Source organism: Bacillus sp. es.036 (assembly GCF_002563635.1).
Taxonomy (GTDB): domain Bacteria; phylum Bacillota; class Bacilli; order Bacillales; family Guptibacillaceae; genus Guptibacillus.
The window spans coordinates 452,752-472,239 of the sequence record NZ_PDIZ01000001.1 but is presented as its reverse complement, the minus strand read 5'-3'; the positions used below and the strand labels follow the sequence as shown (position 1 = coordinate 472,239).

Here is a 19,488-nt window from a genome sequence, read left to right as displayed (position 1 = left end):
TCCTGTACTTCCCCTTATAAATAGTAAAATTCATCCAATGAATGTGTTATCTTTTAAGCTACTAATGCTTTGCTAGTCTATCAGATCATTTCCCGCTTATTGCATTTTATAGTAAAATAGAACTAAACCTTTTTGGAAAGGATCGATGTATGGAAAACCAATTGCATTACATCATGAATCACATGCGAGCGGCATTCAAAGTGTTAGATAAGGAATGGCAGATGGCCGCAAAAGATTTGGGGATCACTCAGGCAGAACAACATATATTGTGGATTGTGTATCTAGAAAAATCCATCACCCTCACCAAACTAGCTGAATTGAGTCTACTGGATATTTCAACAGTCGCTCAGGTCTTAACCCGTATGACAAAAAAAGAACTGGTCATCCAGACGAAAAAGAATCAGGATCGACGTGTTACCTATGTCTCACTCAGCCCTGAAGGTAAGAACATTCTGCACACCTCTTCGACCTACGAATATCAATTCTGGAACTATATGAAGGAAATGGATCCACACAAACGAGCTGAATTCATGTCCATCGTATCTGATATGAACAAACACTTCTATGGTGATTCATTTGTAGAATGGGTAGAACAAACCTCCAAAAGAATCGGTAGCTGATTAAACTAAAAAAGCTTCAACAATTCGCCATTCAATGTGGTTTTCGTGAGTAGAAAAAGATCCACCAACGGTATAATGCTTTTCGATTAAATAAGCAACGTGCTGGCCTGTGATGAAATTTACTGATTACATTGGCAAATGGATAGTTTAGTCGTGTTTTGTTGTTGGAAGTAGAAAAGAGCGTTTATCTATGAAAAGATAAGCGCTCTTTCAGGGGATGATGAATGAAGGAGAAAGTCTCTCTTCACTATTTTTTATGAAATCAATTTTAAACCAATCGCTGCACCTAAAACCATTCCTATAAATAAAAGCCTTTTCCAATCTTTTGATTCACCATATAAATACATTCCTACTATTGCTCCACCGGATGCTCCAATTCCAGTCCAGATGGCATAAGCAGTCCCCATCGCTATACTGTTCATTGCAAAAGCTAAAAAAAGAAAACTTGCCCCAAAACTAAGAATTAACATAACTAAAGATTGCCAATTTTTGTCCTTATGCAGTTTGTTTATCATAACAACACCAAGCATTTCAAATAATCCTGCTAATAGTAAAGATCCCCACGCCATTACGATTGCTCTCCTTCTAGTTCTTTATCTATTGTAACTATCTTCAATCCAATGACACCTGCTAATAAAACAACAATCAATAGAATTTTTCCAACCTTAAATGGTTCACCAAAAAATAGGATATCTGATAAAACAGTTCCTGCTGTACCCAATCCTACAAAAACAGCATACACCGTTCCTACAGGTAGTTCTCTTCCCGCTATAATCATTAAATAGAAGCTTATTATGATCGAGACAACCGTTCCAGCCCAGGTCCCAAAGTCACTTGCGTGGTTTAAACCAATTACCCACAAAACTTCAAAAAAAGCAGCAATAAACACTTTCAACCAATTTTTATCCAATTACCAAGCACCTCCATCTATATTCTCCCCAAAACAACTAATAAACAAAAAGCCTGAGAGATCACTGTTAAACAGCATCTCCCAGGCTTTTATCCTTCCGTGTCACAATTGAAAACTGTGTGTTTTCTCTCGGACCAGACCAACTTAATAAGTTACGGAACCCTAGAAAACAATCGATTTTATTCAATTGAAATTAATTTAACACGAATTGCAGTAAAAAAACAAGGGAAATAGAGAACAACTGTAGTGAAAAAGGACTTTAGAAGTTGGAAACTCCGTAAAGAAGTTGAGACGATTGAAATCGTAAAAGCTGTCAAGAGAGTACAAGTATACGGTTGGCAAAAGGGCTTATTCATGTATGATGTGAGTCAGTGGTCGAGGAACTTTACCTTTGGGATGTTTTACGCTTTTTCGATGGCAATTTCAGATCGACAAAACTCGATAACTTTTATCGATCAGTTTCAACATCATTTTTTACTTCTGTGGAGTTGGGTTGTTATTCTTCTTCTTTGCGTGGAGGTTTTGTTATGGGGGGCTCGGCTTTTTTCCAGCGAGATGACGACATGGTTGAGGCGATCAATCGTTAGGTGTGCGATCTGTTCGTCTACAGGTTGGAAAAGCACTTGGTTAAGACAACTATTTATCAACTAAGTTCAAATTCACATAGATGGCCAACATAAGATATCCTAAAGCCACTAGAGGAAGTGCAATTCCTATTGAAGTCTCTGTCCCACTATCAGTAAATATAAATGATAAGATCACCAATAGTACACCCGAAAACAGATTATAAATGCCGATAATCTTGGATGATTTTTCTTTGTCACTCACCCTATTTTGATGAAATCCATTTACCACGTTTGTTTTTCCACACCTACTAAGTACGATAAAACAAGTAAGATCGAGCCAATAAAGATGAAATTAGTATTTACCACATTACCCCTCCCACCTATAATATTCCAAACATTAATTATTCCTTAAACGTATTTTTCCTAGAGAATGGTTTCAAACTTTTCCTATGTTACCCAAGTATTTTTCTAGGGAGGGTTCCTACTATTTGTCCACACATATGAGACAAAGCGCTGAACATAGACTCATAGTATGAAGTCAGAACTATGGGTCAGGAGGTATGTCATGACGAATGTTCAGCCTTCCATGCGTTTAAAGCTACAGAAAGGCACTTTTTTCATGCCGGAACCGAGTGGAAGCGTCTATTTCAGAAACAATGCAGGTTCCTTTCGAATGGAAGGGAGCACCATCCATCAATGGATCGAAAAGCTAATACCGATGTATAACGGCGAATATTCACTAGAAAACCTCACAGAGGGGCTTACAAAGCCTTATCGTGATCGAGTTTACGAGATTACAAATACCCTCTATACGAATGGGTTTCTTCGTGACGTTAGTCACGATCTTCCCCACGAATTACCATCACATGTGGTGGAGAAGTTCGCTTCACAGATTGAATACATCGAAAGCTTTTCTGATTCCGGTGCGTACAGGTTTCAGCAATACAGGCAGAAAAGCATTCTCGTTGTTGGAGAAGGATCGATGTTAATTGGGCTGGTTTCATCATTACTTACATCTGGTTTGCCTCGTTTCCAGACGCTACTAACAGATGAAAAGACGAACCCACAACGAATCAAACAATTAGAAACAGCTGCAAGAAAATCTGATCCTGAAGTCTCGATTGAAGTTTTGGTAAAAAGAGGGCCGATCGCCTGGGAAAGGCAGATCGAACCATTCGACGCAATTTTATATGTGTCTTCCGAAGAAAATGTGCAGGAGCTACGCAGTCTCCTTCATGCCTGTAAAGAAAGGAAAAAGCCGTTTCTCCCCGCCTTCTGCACGAAAGGAGTTGGAATGGCCGGCCCTCTTGTTACTCCGGATAGCGGCTGCTGGGAATCTGCGTGGGGAAGTTTACATGAACCGCAAAACACCGGCTCCTTTTCACCGCCTGCTGGGGCGATGCTCGCAAATATGGTCGTATTTGAATGGTTTAAAAAGAGCACGGGCATCCCTGTACTTTCGAACAATCAGGCGTTTCTACTTAATCTTGAAACCCTTGAAGGCAAATGGCATCCCTATCGCCCTCATCCGCTCGTCTCAGGAAAGATCGAAGTCGACAAGGTCTCCAAAGAATTTAGTGAACAGAAGAAAAAAGATCCGAACAAACTCCTTTACTATTTCAGTCAGCTAACCAGCGAGTTAGGCATTTTTCACAAGTGGGAAGAAGGCGAGCTGAGTCAATTACCTTTAGCTCAATGTGAGATTCAGACGGTTAACGTCAAACCATCCGGATCCTCTATGCTACATCCGAGCCAGATAAGCACAGCTTTAACACACGAAGAAGCAAGGCGGGATGCCGGGTTGACGGGAATTGAAGAGTACGTCCTCCCATTAAAAGAGGAAATTATCTCGTCACTCCCCTCTCCTTTCGAAAAGGCTACGTACTCAGAAACCGATCTCCACATAGGTGCTGGAGAAACGTTTGTTGAGGCTGTCAGTCGGGCACTGCAAACATCGTTAGAAGAGGAATGGAATCAAAAAGCGGATCAGTGTATGGAAGGCATTTGTAGATTTGCACCTCAACATGTTGAAGACAACACCTGTCGCTACTATTTGAAAGTTTTAACGACGATGCAGAAAGTACCGGACCTCGCTTTAGGAAAAGATACGCACGGACTACCGGTCGTATGGAGGAAAGCTCAGGATAATCGCTGGTACGGAAGCGTCGGGATGACGCTCGAGCTCCCATTACGACGTGCGCTTCTCCAAGCCGTTAAAGAAGCGCAAAACAAGACCATTTCGGCAGCTCTCTCTTTTTCAGCGATTCCGGTTGAAGATAAACCGATCCAATCCATTGATGTCCCTGTTTATGACGCAAACGATCAGGCGACCGTTCTTCGTTCTGTCATAAACCGTTTCGAACAACAAAACAAGGAACTTTCCATTGTAAAAATAAATCTTGAAACGTTTAAAAAAGATGGAGCAATAGACATCTATGGCGTGCTGTTAAGAGAGGGGGAGACGACGTGAGCGCTAGCATTACCTTAGTCGGAAATGGCTTGCTGCGAGATTGCGTAGTGGAACAACTCAATCCCCATCACCTCACGCTTCTTCCAGATCTTGCAGGGACGATACCTGAGGAGACATCGCTATTACTCGTCATTCATGACTGCTGGAATCCATCACTCCACAAACAAGCCGAAGAAGTGGCACGAGAGCTCGGAATCAATTGGCTACGCGCTTTCTTATCTTTTGGCGAGGGTGTGATCGGTCCACTTGTTCGCCCTAGTATGGCAGGCTGTTCACAGTGTGCCGATACAAGAAAGATGATGGCCGCAACCGACCGTGAAGATCTATGGAAAATTCAGCAGGTACTAACCCAAAGTGATAACGCGATTGAGGATCAATGGATCTCGCAAACCGGTCTTCTGCAAATGGCTCAGCTGATCAAAAATGAAGTGCTGGGCTCAGCTCAATTAGAAGGGGCTATCCACCTACTTAACTTGGCTTCCCTTGAGTGCTCTCGCCATCGAATCTTGCCAGACGCCTACTGTTCCGTTTGCAGTTCTCTGCCAGAAGACACGGACGAAGTCATGACGCTAAAACCAAGTATAAAAGTTAGCGGCTACCGCACTCGGTCGATGAACGACTTACGCAACGTGCTTTCAAGAGACTATCTCGATCCTCGCACAGGTTTGTTAAATCGTATGATGATCGATTTCGAAACAACATATGCTGATGCAATCGTAAACCTCCCTCTCTTCAATGGAAATGAAGGCTCAGCAGGCAGAACAAATTCGTATGCAATGAGTCAAATGACTGCGATTTTGGAAGGATTAGAACGATCGTGTGGGATTGATCCGAAAGGAAAAAGAACCGTTGTTCACGATTCCTATCGTAACCTGGACCGCGCCTTGAACCCGCTTCATCTCGGTGTTCATTCAGAAGAACAGTACGCGGAGCACGGTTATCCGTTCACCCCTTTTCATCCTGATCGAAAAATGAACTGGGTGTGGGGCTACTCACTCATTGAAAACGAGCCCATTCTCGTTCCTGAGCGTCTCGCGTATTACAGCATGGGCTGCGGGGATGGGTTTGTGTTTGAAACGTCAAACGGCTGTGCGATCGGAGGAAGTCTTGAAGAAGCCATTTTCTACGGCATGATGGAAGTGCTTGAACGCGACTCTTTTCTCATCACCTGGTACGCTCAGCTCCAGCTTCCGCAAATTGATCCTTACTCATCAAACGACCAAGAGCTCCACTTAATGATCGACCGCATGCAAGAGATAACTGGTTATGACCTTTATTTATACAATGCCACGATGGAACACGGCATCCCGTGTATTTTAACGATTACGAAAAACCGCACCTCTGATACTGATCGCTTAAATTTAATGTGTGCAGCTGGTGCCCATCTCGACCCCGTTCGCGCTGTGAAAAGCGCGATCTTTGAAAGTGTGGGCATGATCACGCCGTTAAATAAAGAATTTAAAAAGAAGAAAAACGATTTTCTAGCCATGTATCATGACTCTTCGCTTGTTAAGAAAATGGATGATCACGGCATGCTTTACGGGCTACCTGAAGCAGAAGAACGTCTTCACTTTTTACTAAATCAGAATCGACCGTTGCAAACATTCCAGGAAGCGTTTCAACCGTCAAAACATCATGATGATCTAACCGATGATCTGAATAGCTTGTTACAAACGTTCCGTCAATTAAACTTAGACGTAATCGTAGTGGACCAAACAACACCAGAAATAAAACGGAACGGCCTCCACTGCGCAAAAGTAATCATTCCAGGCATGCTGCCGATGACGTTTGGCCATCACCTTAGACGCGTCACGGGATTAAGCAGAGCATTAGCGGTTCCAAAAGAACTCGGGTTTGTTGATCGAGACTTAACGGTTGAGGAGCTCAACCCTTTTCCGCATCCATTTCCTTAACGTAGCAAGGAGGTACGTCATGGATCTCGACCTGTTTTTACACCAGCTTCATTTCCAAAATGACCTTGTAACGCCACCCAACTGGGAAGTGAATTGGGACGATGCTCCCCTTCCATATAAAGTTTATCGTCATTTGCCAGAGTATGGACTTCCTTATGATATTCCACTTACAATACAAGATCAGACCCCTTGCCCAACACCTGACCTAAACAAAATCGGTCATTTTCTCTGGTATGTGTATGGGCTGTCGCAGTTTAACCAGACAGCTTTTCCCTCTTCCTCAGACGAAGAATCAGCTGAAACGATGCAAGGATTCCGCCGCTTCCCGCCTTCGGGTGGCGGCTTATATCCAAGTGAGCTTTATTTTTATCTTAAGCTAGAAGAACTGCCCACTGGGATCTACCATTACGATGTCGCTCACCATCGCCTTCTCATGCTCAGGAAGGGCCGTTTGGATTCCTACTTAACCAGTGCACTAGGAAACAGCTCTTCCCTTTCCAATTGTTTTGGGGCTGTCATCATCACCACAATGTTTTGGAAAAACTTCTTTAAATACCACAACTTTTCATATCGCCTTCAAGGGTTGGATGCTGGCACGCTTATGGGGCAGTTGTTAGAGGTTAGTAAACGGTTCTCCTATTCACCAACCGTTCATTTTCAATTCCTGGATCAAGCTGTTAATCATCTACTCGGATTAGATGGTCAGGAGGAAAGCACCTACGCAGTTATCCCGCTTTCAGAGCAAAAGATCGCACATGATGAAACGCTCAGTAAAAGCACAGCTACAGACTTAAGTAACACCATTGCCAAAATCCAAACGACGCATCAACAACGTTCCCAAACCGTGTTGCCTTTTCCTGAAATTACGAAGATTCATCAGGAGACGCTACTTGAATCCACCGAACTATTCCGGCAGTTAGAAACGACAGAAGAAAAAATAGATAGTAAAATAAAGATCGCTTTGCCAGAAGCAATGGAGCTACCCAAAGACTTCGCTCAAGCTTGCCAGAGTCGCTATTCACCTGAAATGGATTTCAACTCAGGAAGAATTGATCAGGTTGAGCTTGCTTCGCTGCTGAAAGAAAGCACCAATTCTTATTTGTACGCTAACGATTTAGATCAAGAAGAAAATCAAAAGCCACGGGTCTCGATTTATGGATGTTTCTATCAGATTGAAGGCATTCCAAACGGCACATATCGTTATGACGCCGCTTCTCATTCTCTTCTCCTGATTAAAGAAGGTGATTTTCGTTTGAGTCTCCAGGCTGGGATGTCTCTTCACAATGTTAATCTGCATCAAGTCCCAGTTTGTCTCCATATCGTTGGAGATCGAAAACATTACAAAAATGAACTAGGCTACAGAGGATATCGCATCCAACACATGGAAGCGGGGATGCTGCTTCAGCGAATCTTGTTAACTGCCAGCGCACTAGGTATGAATGGTCATCCTCTGCTTGGGTTTGACATCAATGGATGTGATGAGATTTACGAACTGGAGGATGCACAGAAAACGACGATAATACAAGTTCCTATTGGATTTCATCGGGCTAAGAGTTGGTTGGTTGGGGGGATGCATCATTAAGAAGGAGGGGTCAGGTACGTACCTGACCCCTCCTCCCTATTATGGTGCCTGTCACTTGTCGAATTTTAAGAGCGTTCAAGCTCCCCTCCGAATCAGGTCTTCATGGACATCAGCGACCGAGACATGGAACCTGTCCCTTCGTGCTTGAAGCTTCTCCTTCCTACCTTTGGAATATACAGTGATAAAAACAATGACCTACCGAAACTGAAAAGAATGAAGCTCAACCAGATTCCCGAGTTTCCTAGGATGGGAACAGTCAGCCAGATGGCTGGTAGGAACAGGAGCAAGGCCAGAAGGATCGAGTCTCGTACTGGTGCTGCTTGAGTGGCACCTGAGTATATCCCTTCCAGCTGCAGTCCCCAAAATCCTAGGATAGGAAAGAGGACTATCCAAATGAGCTGGTCTTGTGCAGCTGCCCGCACTGCTCCTATCGTTGTAAAGAGTGAAACGGTTTCCTGACCCCATAACACCATAACGAGGGAGAGAAAAGCGGCAGATCCCAATCCCCATAGAGCTGATAAGTGAAAAGCCCGGGTATATAACAGGCGATTTTTACTTCCGATCGACCTTCCGACTAGGATGCTGGACGCATTAGCGAAACCTCCGAACAAGTAAGCCATCATATAATGAATTTGCAAGAGGATCGCATTGCCGGCTAAGATAACTTCGCCCATACTTGCTCCTTTTGAGGTGAATACGATGGTCATCGCCAAGAGGCAGATTGTACGCAGAAACAAGTCTCGGTTCACTTTAAACATTTTTTGAAGAGGTTCAAGTTCGGTCAGCATCCTCAACCGAATTTCCTTAAGGCTTGGCTTGATTGACCGATAGATCACTACGGCCCCAAACATTACCGCTGTCACTTCAGAGATCAGAGTTGCGTAAGCCACCCCTGTGACGCCCATTTCAAGTCCAAGCACAAAGATGAAATCCAAAAGAATATTCAGGACATTCATCACCACTTGGGTGGCGAGTGCCAGCCGGACTTTTCCCATTCCTATGAGCCAACCGATCATCACATAACTTAATAGAATGAAAGGTGCACCCCAGATCCTGATAGTAAAGTAGGACGCAGCAATATCTGATACGTCTTCACTTCCTCCTATCAGCATTAAGGAGATGTGCAAGATTGGAGCCTGCAAAAAGAGAAAAAGCAAACCAAACAGGATGGCGATGATCATGGGTCTGAAAAAGGTTAATAGGATCTCCTTTTGATCCTTAAGCCCTTCTGCCTGCGATGTAAACCCGCTGGTGCTAACTCTCAAAAATCCAAGGAGCCAGTACATGGTATTAAAGATGACGGCCCCGATTGCGACTCCCCCAATGGAAATCGGATTAGGCATACGCCCGACAACAGCCGTGTCCACCGCCCCAAGTAGCGGAGTCGAGATCCCTGATATGACGAGGGGGATGGCTAATCGCAGATATTCTTTATGGCTGCATGCTTTCTTGACTTCTAAAGATGGTGCTATTCGATCCATACGATTCTCCTTCAATAACTTCCTAGTAAAAAGTGATGTTTTTCGATTCTCAACGGAAAGCGCCCCCTTCGGATTACAAGGAATGAGTACAACTTATCCACAAACCGCACCATAGTGGAAAAACACAACATCAATCAAGCGAGGCTGCGGCAAGCAGTGCCTTTGTATAAGGATCCCTTTCGTGCTCATACAGATCATCTAACATGAACTGATCAACCATGCCACCTTCTTTTAGGACGATGATTCTTTCGCATAGGAAGGTTACCGCTCTTATATCATGCGAAATGAATAGGATCGTGATGTTCAATTGCTTTTGCAACTCTTTTAAAAGAGTAAGAATTTGCACTTGCACCGTCACATCCAGGCTTGCGGTTGGTTCATCGCAGATGAGGAGCGAAGGTTGGAGACTGATCGATCTTGCTATACTCACCCTTTGCTTCTGACCTCCGCTGAGCTCACCGGGATAACGGTCGGCCAGGCCACTGTCCAAACCCACCAAACCCAAAAGTTTCTCTGCAATACCTTTATCTGAAAGCCCATCAACATCAATGAAAGAAGGTGTGAATTCTTTGTAATTCTTCAGTGGTTCTAGCAGGCTTTTCCAAATGGGAATCTTAGGGTTTAAGGCACTTGCGGCGTCCTGGAAAATCATCTGGACGTTCTTGCGGTACGCTCGTAAAGGAGCACGTTTCTTGGGTGCAATCGGACTTCCTTGAAAGGTAATCACACCCTCCTTATAGGATTCCAGCCCGATCAAGATTCTAGCTAATGTACTTTTCCCGCTTCCGCTCTCTCCTACGATTCCAAGGGACTGTCCTTGATCCACAGAAAAAGAAAGCTGGTTCAGAGCTTGCAGGTTTTTAGAATAATATTTTGATAAATTTTCTACTCGCAACGTATTCATGAGGAATTTGCCCTTTCGCTGGTCGATAGCTGTCGTTCCCTGGGGAGTGACAATAAACAAGAGCAGAGTTCTTTCGTGTACGGATGTTGATGGTGACAACGGATTCGCTCTGGCGATCCCTCTTCCACAATAACTCCCTGATACATGACATGAATTCGGTCTGACCACTTATACGCTTTTGCGAGATCATGGGTAATCATCAGAACGGCACAGTCCGTTTCTTTGCGTACTTTATCAATATAACGTAGTACTTTTTCGCCATTCATTAAATCCAATGCCGTCGTGATTTCATCACAAATGAGAAGGCTCGGCTTAATGGCCAGTATCATCGAGATAGCGGCACGCTGCACTTGGCCGCCGCTCAATTGAAATGGATAGCTTTTAAAGACTCGTTCACTGTCCAGTCCAGTTTCTTCCAAAACAAGGAGAGCTGCTTCTTTCGCTGCTTTTTTGGAAAGGCGTTGATGCGTGCGGATCGTTTCGATCATTTGTGCTCCAATTTTGATGTAGGGAGTAAAGCTTCCACGATAGTCTTGAAAGATCAGACTGATGTCTTTTCCAAGCAATTGGCGACGTTCTTTTTCCTTCATCTTCAACAAGTCCCGATTCTTATATAAAATCTGTCCTGTCACTTTCATCTCCTCAGGCAAAAGCCCCAATATGGCTTTAGCGGTCAAACTTTTTCCACTGCCACTTTCCCCAATTAGCGCAGCAATTTCCCCTTGTTCTAATTCCATATCGATGCCTTTAATTAAAGGAATCCCACCGCTTTCAATAACCAAGTTTCTAATAACGATTAGACTGTTACTCAATTCCGGCCCCTCCCTCTACGAATATCAAAATGATTCTTCAGCCCATCACCTAAGAGGTTAAAACAAAGAACTGTTAGCATGATCGCTAACCCTGGATAGACCATTAACAAAGGATTGACCTGAAAATAGGCTCTACCGTCATTCAGCATGGCTCCCCATTCTGGAATCGGTGGCTGTGCACCCAATCCAATATAGGAAAAGGAGGAAACGAGTAGAATCACCTTTCCAACATCAATGGCTGCCATGACAATGATATCCGGGATGACCTGAGGCAAAATGTGCATACGAATCGTTTTTAACGCACTAGAATTCGAAGTTTGCGAAACCAGAACGTATTCTTTCTCTTTTTCCGTTAAGACAAGTCCACGAACCACGCGTGCATACACAATCCATCTAACAAGAACAATTGCAATGAGGAGGTTCGTAAGATTTGGTCCAAGAATACCAGCAATGGCAATGGCCAAGATGAAATCAGGAAACGATAAGATACCATCTACTATTCTCATTAGAATGGCATCCACTTTCCCTCCAACATACCCAGAAAGAAGACCAATCGGCACACCAATCACAATAGCCGCGACGATTGCTACAGTGCCTAATCCAATCGTTAGTTTGGCACCGTATACAATTCTGGCAAGGATATCCCTGCCAAGCTGATCGGTACCGAGCCAATGCGCAGATGAGGAACTTTGGAGCCTATTCCCCATATCCACTAGAAAAGGATCATGTGGAACAAGCGATCCACCAATCACCATCACACCTATGATGAGTAAGGCGAGCATAAGACCAAGGACGAGATTAATATTCCGTACATACAGTGGCGTTTCAATCGTGGCTGTTTTCATGACATCGACTCCTCCCCATTATTAATTTGAGGGTTGATGATCATGTACATAAAATCCACCACCAGGTTTGATAGAACAACTAGAAAACCAATGATCAGAATATACCCTTGAATAACAGGATAATCTCGCTGCATGACTGCGCTCACGATTAATTCACCCATTCCTGGCCAGGAGAAGAGGATCTCAATAACCGTGACGCCTCCAAGAAGGCTACCAATGCTTAACCCAAACATTGTAACGAGCGGGATTAGGCTACCCCTTAAAGCATGTGAGAAAATGATTCTCTTTTTTCGCAATCCCCGTGCTTTCGCGGCTTCTATATAAGGGCTTTGCAGTGTAGTGATTAAGCGCTCACGTAAAAGCCTAATATACATCGGAGCCATCGCAATCCCAAGCGTGACTGAAGGCAGGATGAAGTGGGCGAGTGTCCCCTTTCCCATCACAGGAAGAAGATTCCATTGCAAGGAGAAGACATAAATCAACATTAATCCAAGCCAAAAGCTAGGGATAGAAGCTCCCGTCAAGGCGGTCCACCTGCTCACATAATCAGGCCATCGCCCTTCATAAACAGCTCCCAGCATCCCCATCGGCACGGCTATGTTAAAGAGCACCACCAAACCGCCAATGGATAAAGAAAGAGTTGCGGGTAGCTTATCGAGGATCATGTCGAGAACGGGCCTTTTGGAAATTAACGATTCCCCAAGGTCCAGTTGAACAACCCCAACGACCCATTTTCCATATTGCTCGAGAATCGGCCGGTCAAATTCGTATGCTTTCATTAAGTTTTCTTCATCGGCTTTCGTTGTAGCCATATCGTCCACATTCAACATCGTTCTGATCGGGTCTCCTGGGGTAATCTTCATTAATAAAAAGGTTATAAAAGAGAGAAACAGAACCATAATAACCAATTGAAGCATTCTGGACCCGATCATCAACAGTAATTTTTTCACATTGCTCACCTTCCAACTAATGAATGAGCTTTTACAAGAAAAGTGAAAGCATCAAAAGACGCTTCCACTCTGCTTCTATTCAACATCCATTTCATTTGTAATCAAATAATACTCTTCTGATCCCGGCTTCCAATTCTTTACCCGTTGGTTTACCCCAACGATAATATGGGGATGAAGAATGAAAGATTGCGAAACCTCTTCTTGAATCTTTTCAACTGCTTTTTTCTGCAACTCGATCCGTTTCTCTTGATCTGCTTCCTTGTTAAGCTGCTTCGTGATGTTATTGACTTCAGGGATGTTAATCTGACCAGGGTTCAAAGAACCATCAGGCAGATAAGCGACATTAAGGAAGTAACCACCGTCTCCACGAGGCGCTGTTAAATTGGAATAGGTAACAATGTCCCACTCTTGTTGCTGCTCCCATAGGTAACTGTCAATGTTTTCAACTGTCACGACGTTGACCTTAATACCAAGATTTGCTGCCTCCGACTGAAAGTATTGAGCCATCATTGGGAGTTCAGGTCTACCTTCATAAGTGGCTAAAGTCAATTCGAGGGGCTTTCCATCCTTCTCAAGATTTCCATCCTCATTTTTCTCATAGCCTGCTTCTTTTAACAGCATCTCCGCTTTCGAAGGATCATAAGATGTAGGATCTTTCTTGCTCGCAAATTCGAAATCAGGGTTAAATGGTCCGTTAGCTGCTGTAGCGTGGCCATTCATGATTTCCTCAACAGCGACCGGCCGGTTTACTAACAGATCCAAGGCTTGTCGGACTTTCACATCCTGCAGTTCAGGTTTGGCTGAATTATAGAGAAAGAAATGTACTCTTAAACTAGCAACCGATTCAACACGCAGTTCATTATGACTCTCGATCGGTTCCAATGATTCCGGAGGCAAGTGGTACGCGATATCCGCTTCTCCGGATTGGAGCGCTAGCGCACGTACATTGGCATCGGAATTGAACTTGATGCTGACATGATCCACGTTGGCTTCTCCATTCCAATACTTTGGATACTTCTTCAATTTGATTTCTTCTTCTGAGGAAAAGCTCTCCACTTGAAAAGCCCCTGTAGCAATTGGCTGTTCATCGATATTTTCCGCATCTGCTTTAATGATGGATGCATTGGTGTGAACGAGCTCAGATAAAAACGCAGGATACTCCTCTGTTGTCTTAAAGGTGATTTGCTGTCCATCCGCTTCCATCTTGTCGATCTTCAAAGCTGAAGCTAAGGCTTCATTCACTTTAATGGCACGTTCAAAGGAGGCTTTAACCGCTTCCCCATCCACTGGTGAACCGTCATGAAACGTCACTCCTTCTTTTAGAGTAAACACCCATGTCATTTCGTCTTTCTGCTCCCACGATTCAGCAAGCCACGGCTGAATCGCAAGATCATCATCAAGTTTTACAAGCGTTTCAGCGATCCCTGCTCGCACTCCCATCCAATCTTGGTGAGGATCAATGGTCTTCGATGCAAAGCTGAATAACATCGTCAATGATTTATCTTCTGAGGTTGATGGGTCTTTCTCTTTTTTCTCTGTCCCTGCCTCATTAGTACAGCCTGTGATCATGATTAATAACAGGATTAGCAGGAGGCTCGCTATAGTTTTCTTGTTTTTCATCATTACTCTCTCCTCTAGTATTAAATTGTTAAAAAGTTTCTTATGTACCAGCCGACACAATTCATTGCATACCTCCCCCACAAAACAAAATCATTACGATTTAAAATCAAAAAAACCATAATCCATAACACAAGACGTCGTTTCCGCAAATCGTAATAATTACTATTTACAATAGATGACTATACTCATAGGATAACCTCACGTCAATCTCTTTTTATCCCTCTAACTACTTTTTCCATACCGGTACGAAAGATATTTTCGACTTTTGAACCGGGTGTTTTTTTCGAGAGAGCAAGATGCACGACGTAACTATGAGAATACCACCAGTTACTGTGAGTAGATCAGGCACCTCTGCCCAGAAAAGAAAGCCCCACAGTATGTTAAACACAATCCCTATGTAACGAGCGATTTCAACGACGACCACACTTTCATGTGTAAAAGCCTTCGTTAAGAAAACCTGGCCGAGCAGTGATACAACCCCAATTCCGACTAGGATAGACAATTCTGTAGGCGAAGGAAGCACAAAGTTGTTCCACATTAATGGAATCGTAATAAGGGTACCAGTGGCCAAAAAATAAAATACGATTTCAAATGAATGATGCGCTTTACTTAGAAAGCGAATGCTCACAGCAGCAGCTCCTGCAAAGAGAGCGCTTGCCACACCAACGAGAGCAAAAAGTGAGTAAGAAGAGTAAGCTCCGGGCTTTGCCAATAGCACAACTCCCACTAAGACAAGTGGCAAGATATACATAACTTGCTTAGAAACGCGTTCTTTTAAAAAGAGATAGGAAAAGAACACAGCAAAAAATGGAGACAAATGGGCAAGAATGCTCGCATCCGCAAGCGGAATTTTTGAAATGGTATAAAAGTATGCTAGTAAATATAGCGCTCCAAAAATACCGCGTAACATCAGAAATGGAATACCTTTTCTCGAAAAGGGCACATTACTGCTTTTCATGAAGAAATAAATGAGCACCGTTCCTATGAAACTTCTAAAAAACACAATCTCTGACGTCGGCACCGTGTCACTAATACTCTTCACAAGCGCGTTCATTAAACTGAAAATCACGGAAGACACAATAGCAAGGATTACGCCATTTTTCATAAAATCATCCTTTCCTCGCTCCTGTTCATTCCTCTTATGGGTTCATCTTTCAAGCATTGCCACTCATCTACTTTTCGTTCGAACAATTGAATCAACCGAACTATTTCTGGTAAGTCGATCCCCCTCTCGACTCCCAACCGCTGCAAATGCTTTAAATTCATATAGTCTTCAAACGGTATTCTCGGTACGCTCCATTCTCCACTTGCTGTTTTCGAAATTTGCTGATAAGGTACCTTTGAAAAATCAAAATAGGCTCCGTTTTGATCAGGTTGTGAAAATGGATCAATTAAAATAGACGCATAGCGAATATAAAGGAGGTACTCCTGCTTAACTGCTTCAAATTCGTCAAACCCATCTAAATCAGCCCTTGACAGCGTTTCTTCATGTACCGGATAGTTGTCGTCATTAAGGAATTGAAGTAAATTAATCGGACTTCCCCCTAGTTCCACAACGAGCGCAGAAATCTCCTTCCACAGCTTCACCATCCCCCTGATTGTTTGTTGCGTAATGGGACCTTCGGGATAAAGTTTGTAAAGAGATTTTAAGGACTTTTTCTCAGAAAAGATTTCGTTTAAGGAGAAAGAATTAATAAAAAACGGAGGATGAACGTACGTCGTAATGTTCCTACACTCCACGTCGATTGGATTTTTCTTTATGACTGATTCAATACCAGCTTCCTCTAATAACCTCTCCATATCTTTAAGGTGCAGACTATCTTCTTTGTTTGTAGCAAGATAAATTCGCTTTTTCACTGCCTTCGTAAACGAAACGAGATCACCGTCAGGAACGAATTTAGTCGCAGCAAAATAATTCGAGAGACTGATTACTTCCACATTATGAGGTGATTTCCGAACGACTTCACGAACCAACTCGTTCGATCCAACGACAGGTGATACTAAAATGATCGTTTGAATCCGAGTCAATTTTTCAATACGTAACGCCTCGAGAACCACATCATAGCTGTAGCTTGGAACGCATAAGATCATCGAATCAAATTTGTTCTCAACGCTTGCTAACTCATCGTAAAAATGGGTAATCTTCACCTTTCCAGATAGAGTAGGGCGATTAGGGGCAATAGCCGTAATCACATGATCAGATGCCTCAAGCTGGCTTTTCACTTTCTTTGAATAAGAACCTTTACGATTTACAATCGACACCTTTCCCTCCCAGCTCTTCGAAACAGCAACAGCTGTTTGAATCGCTGCAGGACCAACCCCGACAATTAACGTATGTTGTAAACTCATGTCATCACCTTACTCCTTTTCTCGAGCACAAGTGTTTCGTAAATCTTGTCACGACTCTCAAAGGAAATATTGCGCTGTACCCAGTTATCACTAATCGCATCATCGATTGGATAATTAAATAGCGATTTTAGTCCATTTCCAAATCGAACGATAACCTTAGTCCCTTCCCTCACTTTCTCCTTAAGGACACGGATGACATCGTGTTTATCTTGTACAAGAGAAGCTATAAAAACATGAGTGATATCCTGAAACTCGTGTTGCGCATGAATGTCTCCATGCAAAAACGTAATTTGTTCCTCAAGTCCAGTCTTACGCACCACTTCCCTGGATAAATCAATGGCTTCTTGATCAATATCCAAACAAGTGACCGATGCACCTGTTTCCTTTGCAATGGTTAAGGCTGTTGTTGGAAATGCGCCAGAGCCAACAAACAAGATGTTTGATTCCCTATGTATTCCGAAGCTCGAATATTCATCTCTGACGGACTGCGTTAAGGAAGACAAGTATTCTCCAACCGGAAGTCCTACCTGTCCAGCACGGTTTGACTGGTATTTCTCCACATCACATAACGCATTAACGGAAGTTTCACGAAGTTTCCGAGCGAGTACCTGAACTTCTTTTAATTCACTCCAATCGCTCCATTTCTTACTGTTCTCTTTGCTGATGATGAATGCACATAGGTCATCCAATTTGCTTCTCAACAGATCATAGCATCCGTCGAATTCCTTTGCGTATCGAGCGAGTTCTGCAATTTCGACTTCGATTACTTTTAAGGAACAAAGAAGTTCATATTTTTCCTTCAAGAACGTCACCTCACTTTTCAATTCAAATCGAAATCGTTTCGATTTACAAACTAAAGTATAGGTAAACCCGCTAGCTCTGTAAACCAATTTTTTCTTAATTTCACGTAAATAGGTCAATAGTCACTCTGGGGAATCAGGCGGGACGGTTTGAACCTGGTGAAAAAGTCCAACGTTTTGAGGTAGTGGTTAAAATGGTAGGAAAGCGAGCCTTTAGACTTTTTCACTGGGATGGTTCTACTGATTCAAGTTAGCGACGGAGGGGGCAGGTACCCCGTTTTAATCATAAGTTCGTATGGTAGTTTCACCTGTTTATGCCTACAAATGGGCTGGATAAGGAATAGAGCCACTATCACAATGATCGTAGCTCTATTCTAGAACAAGCGGAGCATTTTGTTGTCCTATATAAAGCGAAAAGGTAACAAGTAAGACGAGGTGGACTTTAATTAACCCTTTCCTCCACTAATTTCGTGCCCCCTAATCGATCAATCGTTTTCTCTCTAAATTCATTGTCTTCCACGATCGCCTTTAAAAAGTCATGAAAAACATTCCGAATCCATAGCAATTCATACCGCTTTTCATCCTGAACAAATACAGAAAGAGAGATCGATTCATTATCGTCTTTATTGTACAAAGCTGAAGTGAGCGTATACGCCGTTGATCCCCCCTTGAACCACCTGCGCTTTCCGATCTCATTTGCTCCACCTAGGATACGATCCATTAACTCCTTGTCATCGTCCGATAAATCATCCGATTCACCAATCCGCATCATGAGGTTCGCGTATTGTTCAGTTGTCGAAGAAGGCAATTTATCCATCAATACGCGCTGAATCGTCATGTCGCTGAGGGTCGCTAATTCCTTAAGATATTTTTCGGCACTTCCGTCTAATACGTCATGTAACAGCGTATTCGCCAGGCTCTCGAATTCAATCTGATCCATTTCTTTTATTTCCTGTGCAATTTGTTTCTCTTTCCAACCATGCTCAACCTTTAAATAGGCAGGAATCAGCATGAAAGAACTAATCGCGTAAATGGGAGAATGAGGGTTCAGCTGGTATTTGGTGAGAGTTTGATTGATTTTATCAGAACCTAGTTTGTGAAAGAGAAAGTCTGTGCATGCATTTGAACTGAACTGCATCATTCCCTGTGCAATTTGAAAAAGGGTAACTTCTTCTCCTATATCATGTTCCTTCTTCCACCTTGGATGCGCGCCACCATCTGTATTTTTAAAGTAAAGGACGTCAAGGTCGTCTACCTTAACCTTCTCATTAAGATTCACCTTTTTCTCCCTCACCCCGTCAATTAAGGTTAGAAGGTAAATGAACTTAACTGTACTTGCGAGGGGCATTTCTTGTTCTTCATTGAAAGTAAGGAGCGCGCTTTCATTTTCTAATAAGGTCAATGAGCATGCGTCTGGATGATACTCAATATAGGTAAGGAGGTCTTCCTTAGTTTTGGATGCGTTTTTATTTTTTACTACGTACAGCATGAGGATGGGGGTGACAATTATGAGAATCAGAACCCCAACAATAATAAGTAATAGTAGTTTCATTTTATGCCTCTTTTAGACTCTGGTTGTATTGTGCGGAAGTTCGTGCATCGCCGGTACGGTTCGAGACCAGTGAAAAGCCGTCGATTTTTTCTCTCCTCTCAATCCGTGCCTGCT

16 protein-coding genes and 1 riboswitch are annotated in these 19,488 nt (G+C 43.1%); of the genes, 4 read left to right on the top strand and 12 right to left on the bottom strand.

Annotated elements, in window-relative coordinates:
- Positions 1-149 precede the first annotated feature (149 nt).
- Positions 150-620: a MarR family winged helix-turn-helix transcriptional regulator gene (locus tag ATG70_RS02475; protein WP_098442797.1), complete on the top strand. Its 471-nt coding sequence runs from the start codon at positions 150-152 to the stop codon at positions 618-620.
- A gap of 254 nt (positions 621-874) precedes the next feature.
- Here the strand turns inward: ATG70_RS02475 and ATG70_RS02470 are convergent, their stop codons facing one another.
- Complete coding sequence (locus tag ATG70_RS02470; protein ID WP_098442796.1) at positions 875-1,189, bottom strand: DMT family transporter; 315 nt, start codon at positions 1,187-1,189, stop codon at positions 875-877.
- Complete coding sequence (locus ATG70_RS02465) at positions 1,189-1,530, bottom strand: DMT family transporter (protein WP_098442795.1); 342 nt, start codon at positions 1,528-1,530, stop codon at positions 1,189-1,191. Before ATG70_RS02465 ends, ATG70_RS02470 begins: the two co-directional genes overlap by 1 nt.
- Before the next feature lie 76 nt (positions 1,531-1,606).
- A riboswitch (guanidine-I (ykkC/yxkD leader) is annotated at positions 1,607-1,707 on the bottom strand.
- A 954-nt stretch (positions 1,708-2,661) separates the two neighbouring features.
- Between ATG70_RS02465 and ATG70_RS02450 the strand changes: the two genes are divergently transcribed.
- Genes ATG70_RS02450 through ATG70_RS02440 form a run of 3 tightly spaced genes read left to right on the top strand, consistent with a single transcriptional unit; the run spans position 2,662 to position 8,061 of the window.
- A complete protein-coding gene (locus tag ATG70_RS02450) occupies positions 2,662-4,566 on the top strand; it encodes a putative thiazole-containing bacteriocin maturation protein (RefSeq protein ID WP_098442792.1) in 1,905 nt (634 codons plus the stop codon).
- Complete coding sequence (locus tag ATG70_RS02445; protein ID WP_098442791.1) at positions 4,563-6,479, top strand: TOMM precursor leader peptide-binding protein; 1,917 nt, start codon at positions 4,563-4,565, stop codon at positions 6,477-6,479. The genes ATG70_RS02450 and ATG70_RS02445 overlap by 4 nt, the downstream gene beginning before the upstream one ends.
- Before the next feature lie 19 nt (positions 6,480-6,498).
- A complete protein-coding gene (locus ATG70_RS02440; RefSeq protein WP_098442790.1) occupies positions 6,499-8,061 on the top strand; it encodes a SagB/ThcOx family dehydrogenase in 1,563 nt (520 codons plus the stop codon).
- Between the two features lie 92 nt (positions 8,062-8,153).
- Here ATG70_RS02440 and ATG70_RS02435 read toward each other — a convergent pair whose 3' ends face one another.
- From ATG70_RS02435 to ATG70_RS02390, 10 genes are all read right to left on the bottom strand, one after another.
- Complete coding sequence (locus tag ATG70_RS02435) at positions 8,154-9,542, bottom strand: MATE family efflux transporter (protein WP_098442789.1); 1,389 nt, start codon at positions 9,540-9,542, stop codon at positions 8,154-8,156.
- 130 nt (positions 9,543-9,672) lie between these two features.
- Positions 9,673-10,446 carry an ABC transporter ATP-binding protein gene (locus ATG70_RS02430; protein ID WP_098442788.1) on the bottom strand — a complete coding sequence of 258 codons (774 nt, stop codon included), beginning with the start codon at positions 10,444-10,446 and terminating at the stop codon, positions 9,673-9,675.
- Complete coding sequence (locus tag ATG70_RS02425; protein WP_257147591.1) at positions 10,443-11,258, bottom strand: ABC transporter ATP-binding protein; 816 nt, start codon at positions 11,256-11,258, stop codon at positions 10,443-10,445. Before ATG70_RS02425 ends, ATG70_RS02430 begins: the two co-directional genes overlap by 4 nt.
- Positions 11,255-12,103, bottom strand: coding sequence for a nickel transporter permease (gene nikC / locus ATG70_RS02420; RefSeq protein WP_098442787.1), 849 nt, complete (start codon positions 12,101-12,103; stop codon positions 11,255-11,257). The genes ATG70_RS02425 and nikC overlap by 4 nt, the downstream gene beginning before the upstream one ends.
- Positions 12,100-13,053 carry a nickel ABC transporter permease gene (gene nikB / locus ATG70_RS02415; RefSeq protein ID WP_257147590.1) on the bottom strand — a complete coding sequence of 318 codons (954 nt, stop codon included), beginning with the start codon at positions 13,051-13,053 and terminating at the stop codon, positions 12,100-12,102. Before nikB ends, nikC begins: the two co-directional genes overlap by 4 nt.
- A gap of 75 nt (positions 13,054-13,128) precedes the next feature.
- Positions 13,129-14,673 carry a nickel ABC transporter substrate-binding protein gene (nikA, locus tag ATG70_RS02410; RefSeq protein ID WP_257147589.1) on the bottom strand — a complete coding sequence of 515 codons (1,545 nt, stop codon included), beginning with the start codon at positions 14,671-14,673 and terminating at the stop codon, positions 13,129-13,131.
- Between the two features lie 226 nt (positions 14,674-14,899).
- Positions 14,900-15,778, bottom strand: coding sequence for a DMT family transporter (locus ATG70_RS02405; RefSeq protein ID WP_098442785.1), 879 nt, complete (start codon positions 15,776-15,778; stop codon positions 14,900-14,902).
- A complete protein-coding gene (locus ATG70_RS02400) occupies positions 15,775-17,022 on the bottom strand; it encodes an opine metallophore biosynthesis dehydrogenase (protein WP_098442784.1) in 1,248 nt (415 codons plus the stop codon). The genes ATG70_RS02405 and ATG70_RS02400 overlap by 4 nt, the downstream gene beginning before the upstream one ends.
- Positions 17,019-17,825: a nicotianamine synthase family protein gene (locus tag ATG70_RS02395; RefSeq protein ID WP_179886157.1), complete on the bottom strand. Its 807-nt coding sequence runs from the start codon at positions 17,823-17,825 to the stop codon at positions 17,019-17,021. Before ATG70_RS02395 ends, ATG70_RS02400 begins: the two co-directional genes overlap by 4 nt.
- Positions 17,826-18,264: 439 nt before the next feature.
- Entirely contained in the window at positions 18,265-19,374 is a 1,110-nt protein-coding gene (locus ATG70_RS02390) for a serine hydrolase (RefSeq protein ID WP_098442782.1), read from the bottom strand.
- Between the last annotated feature and the right edge of the window lie 114 nt (positions 19,375-19,488).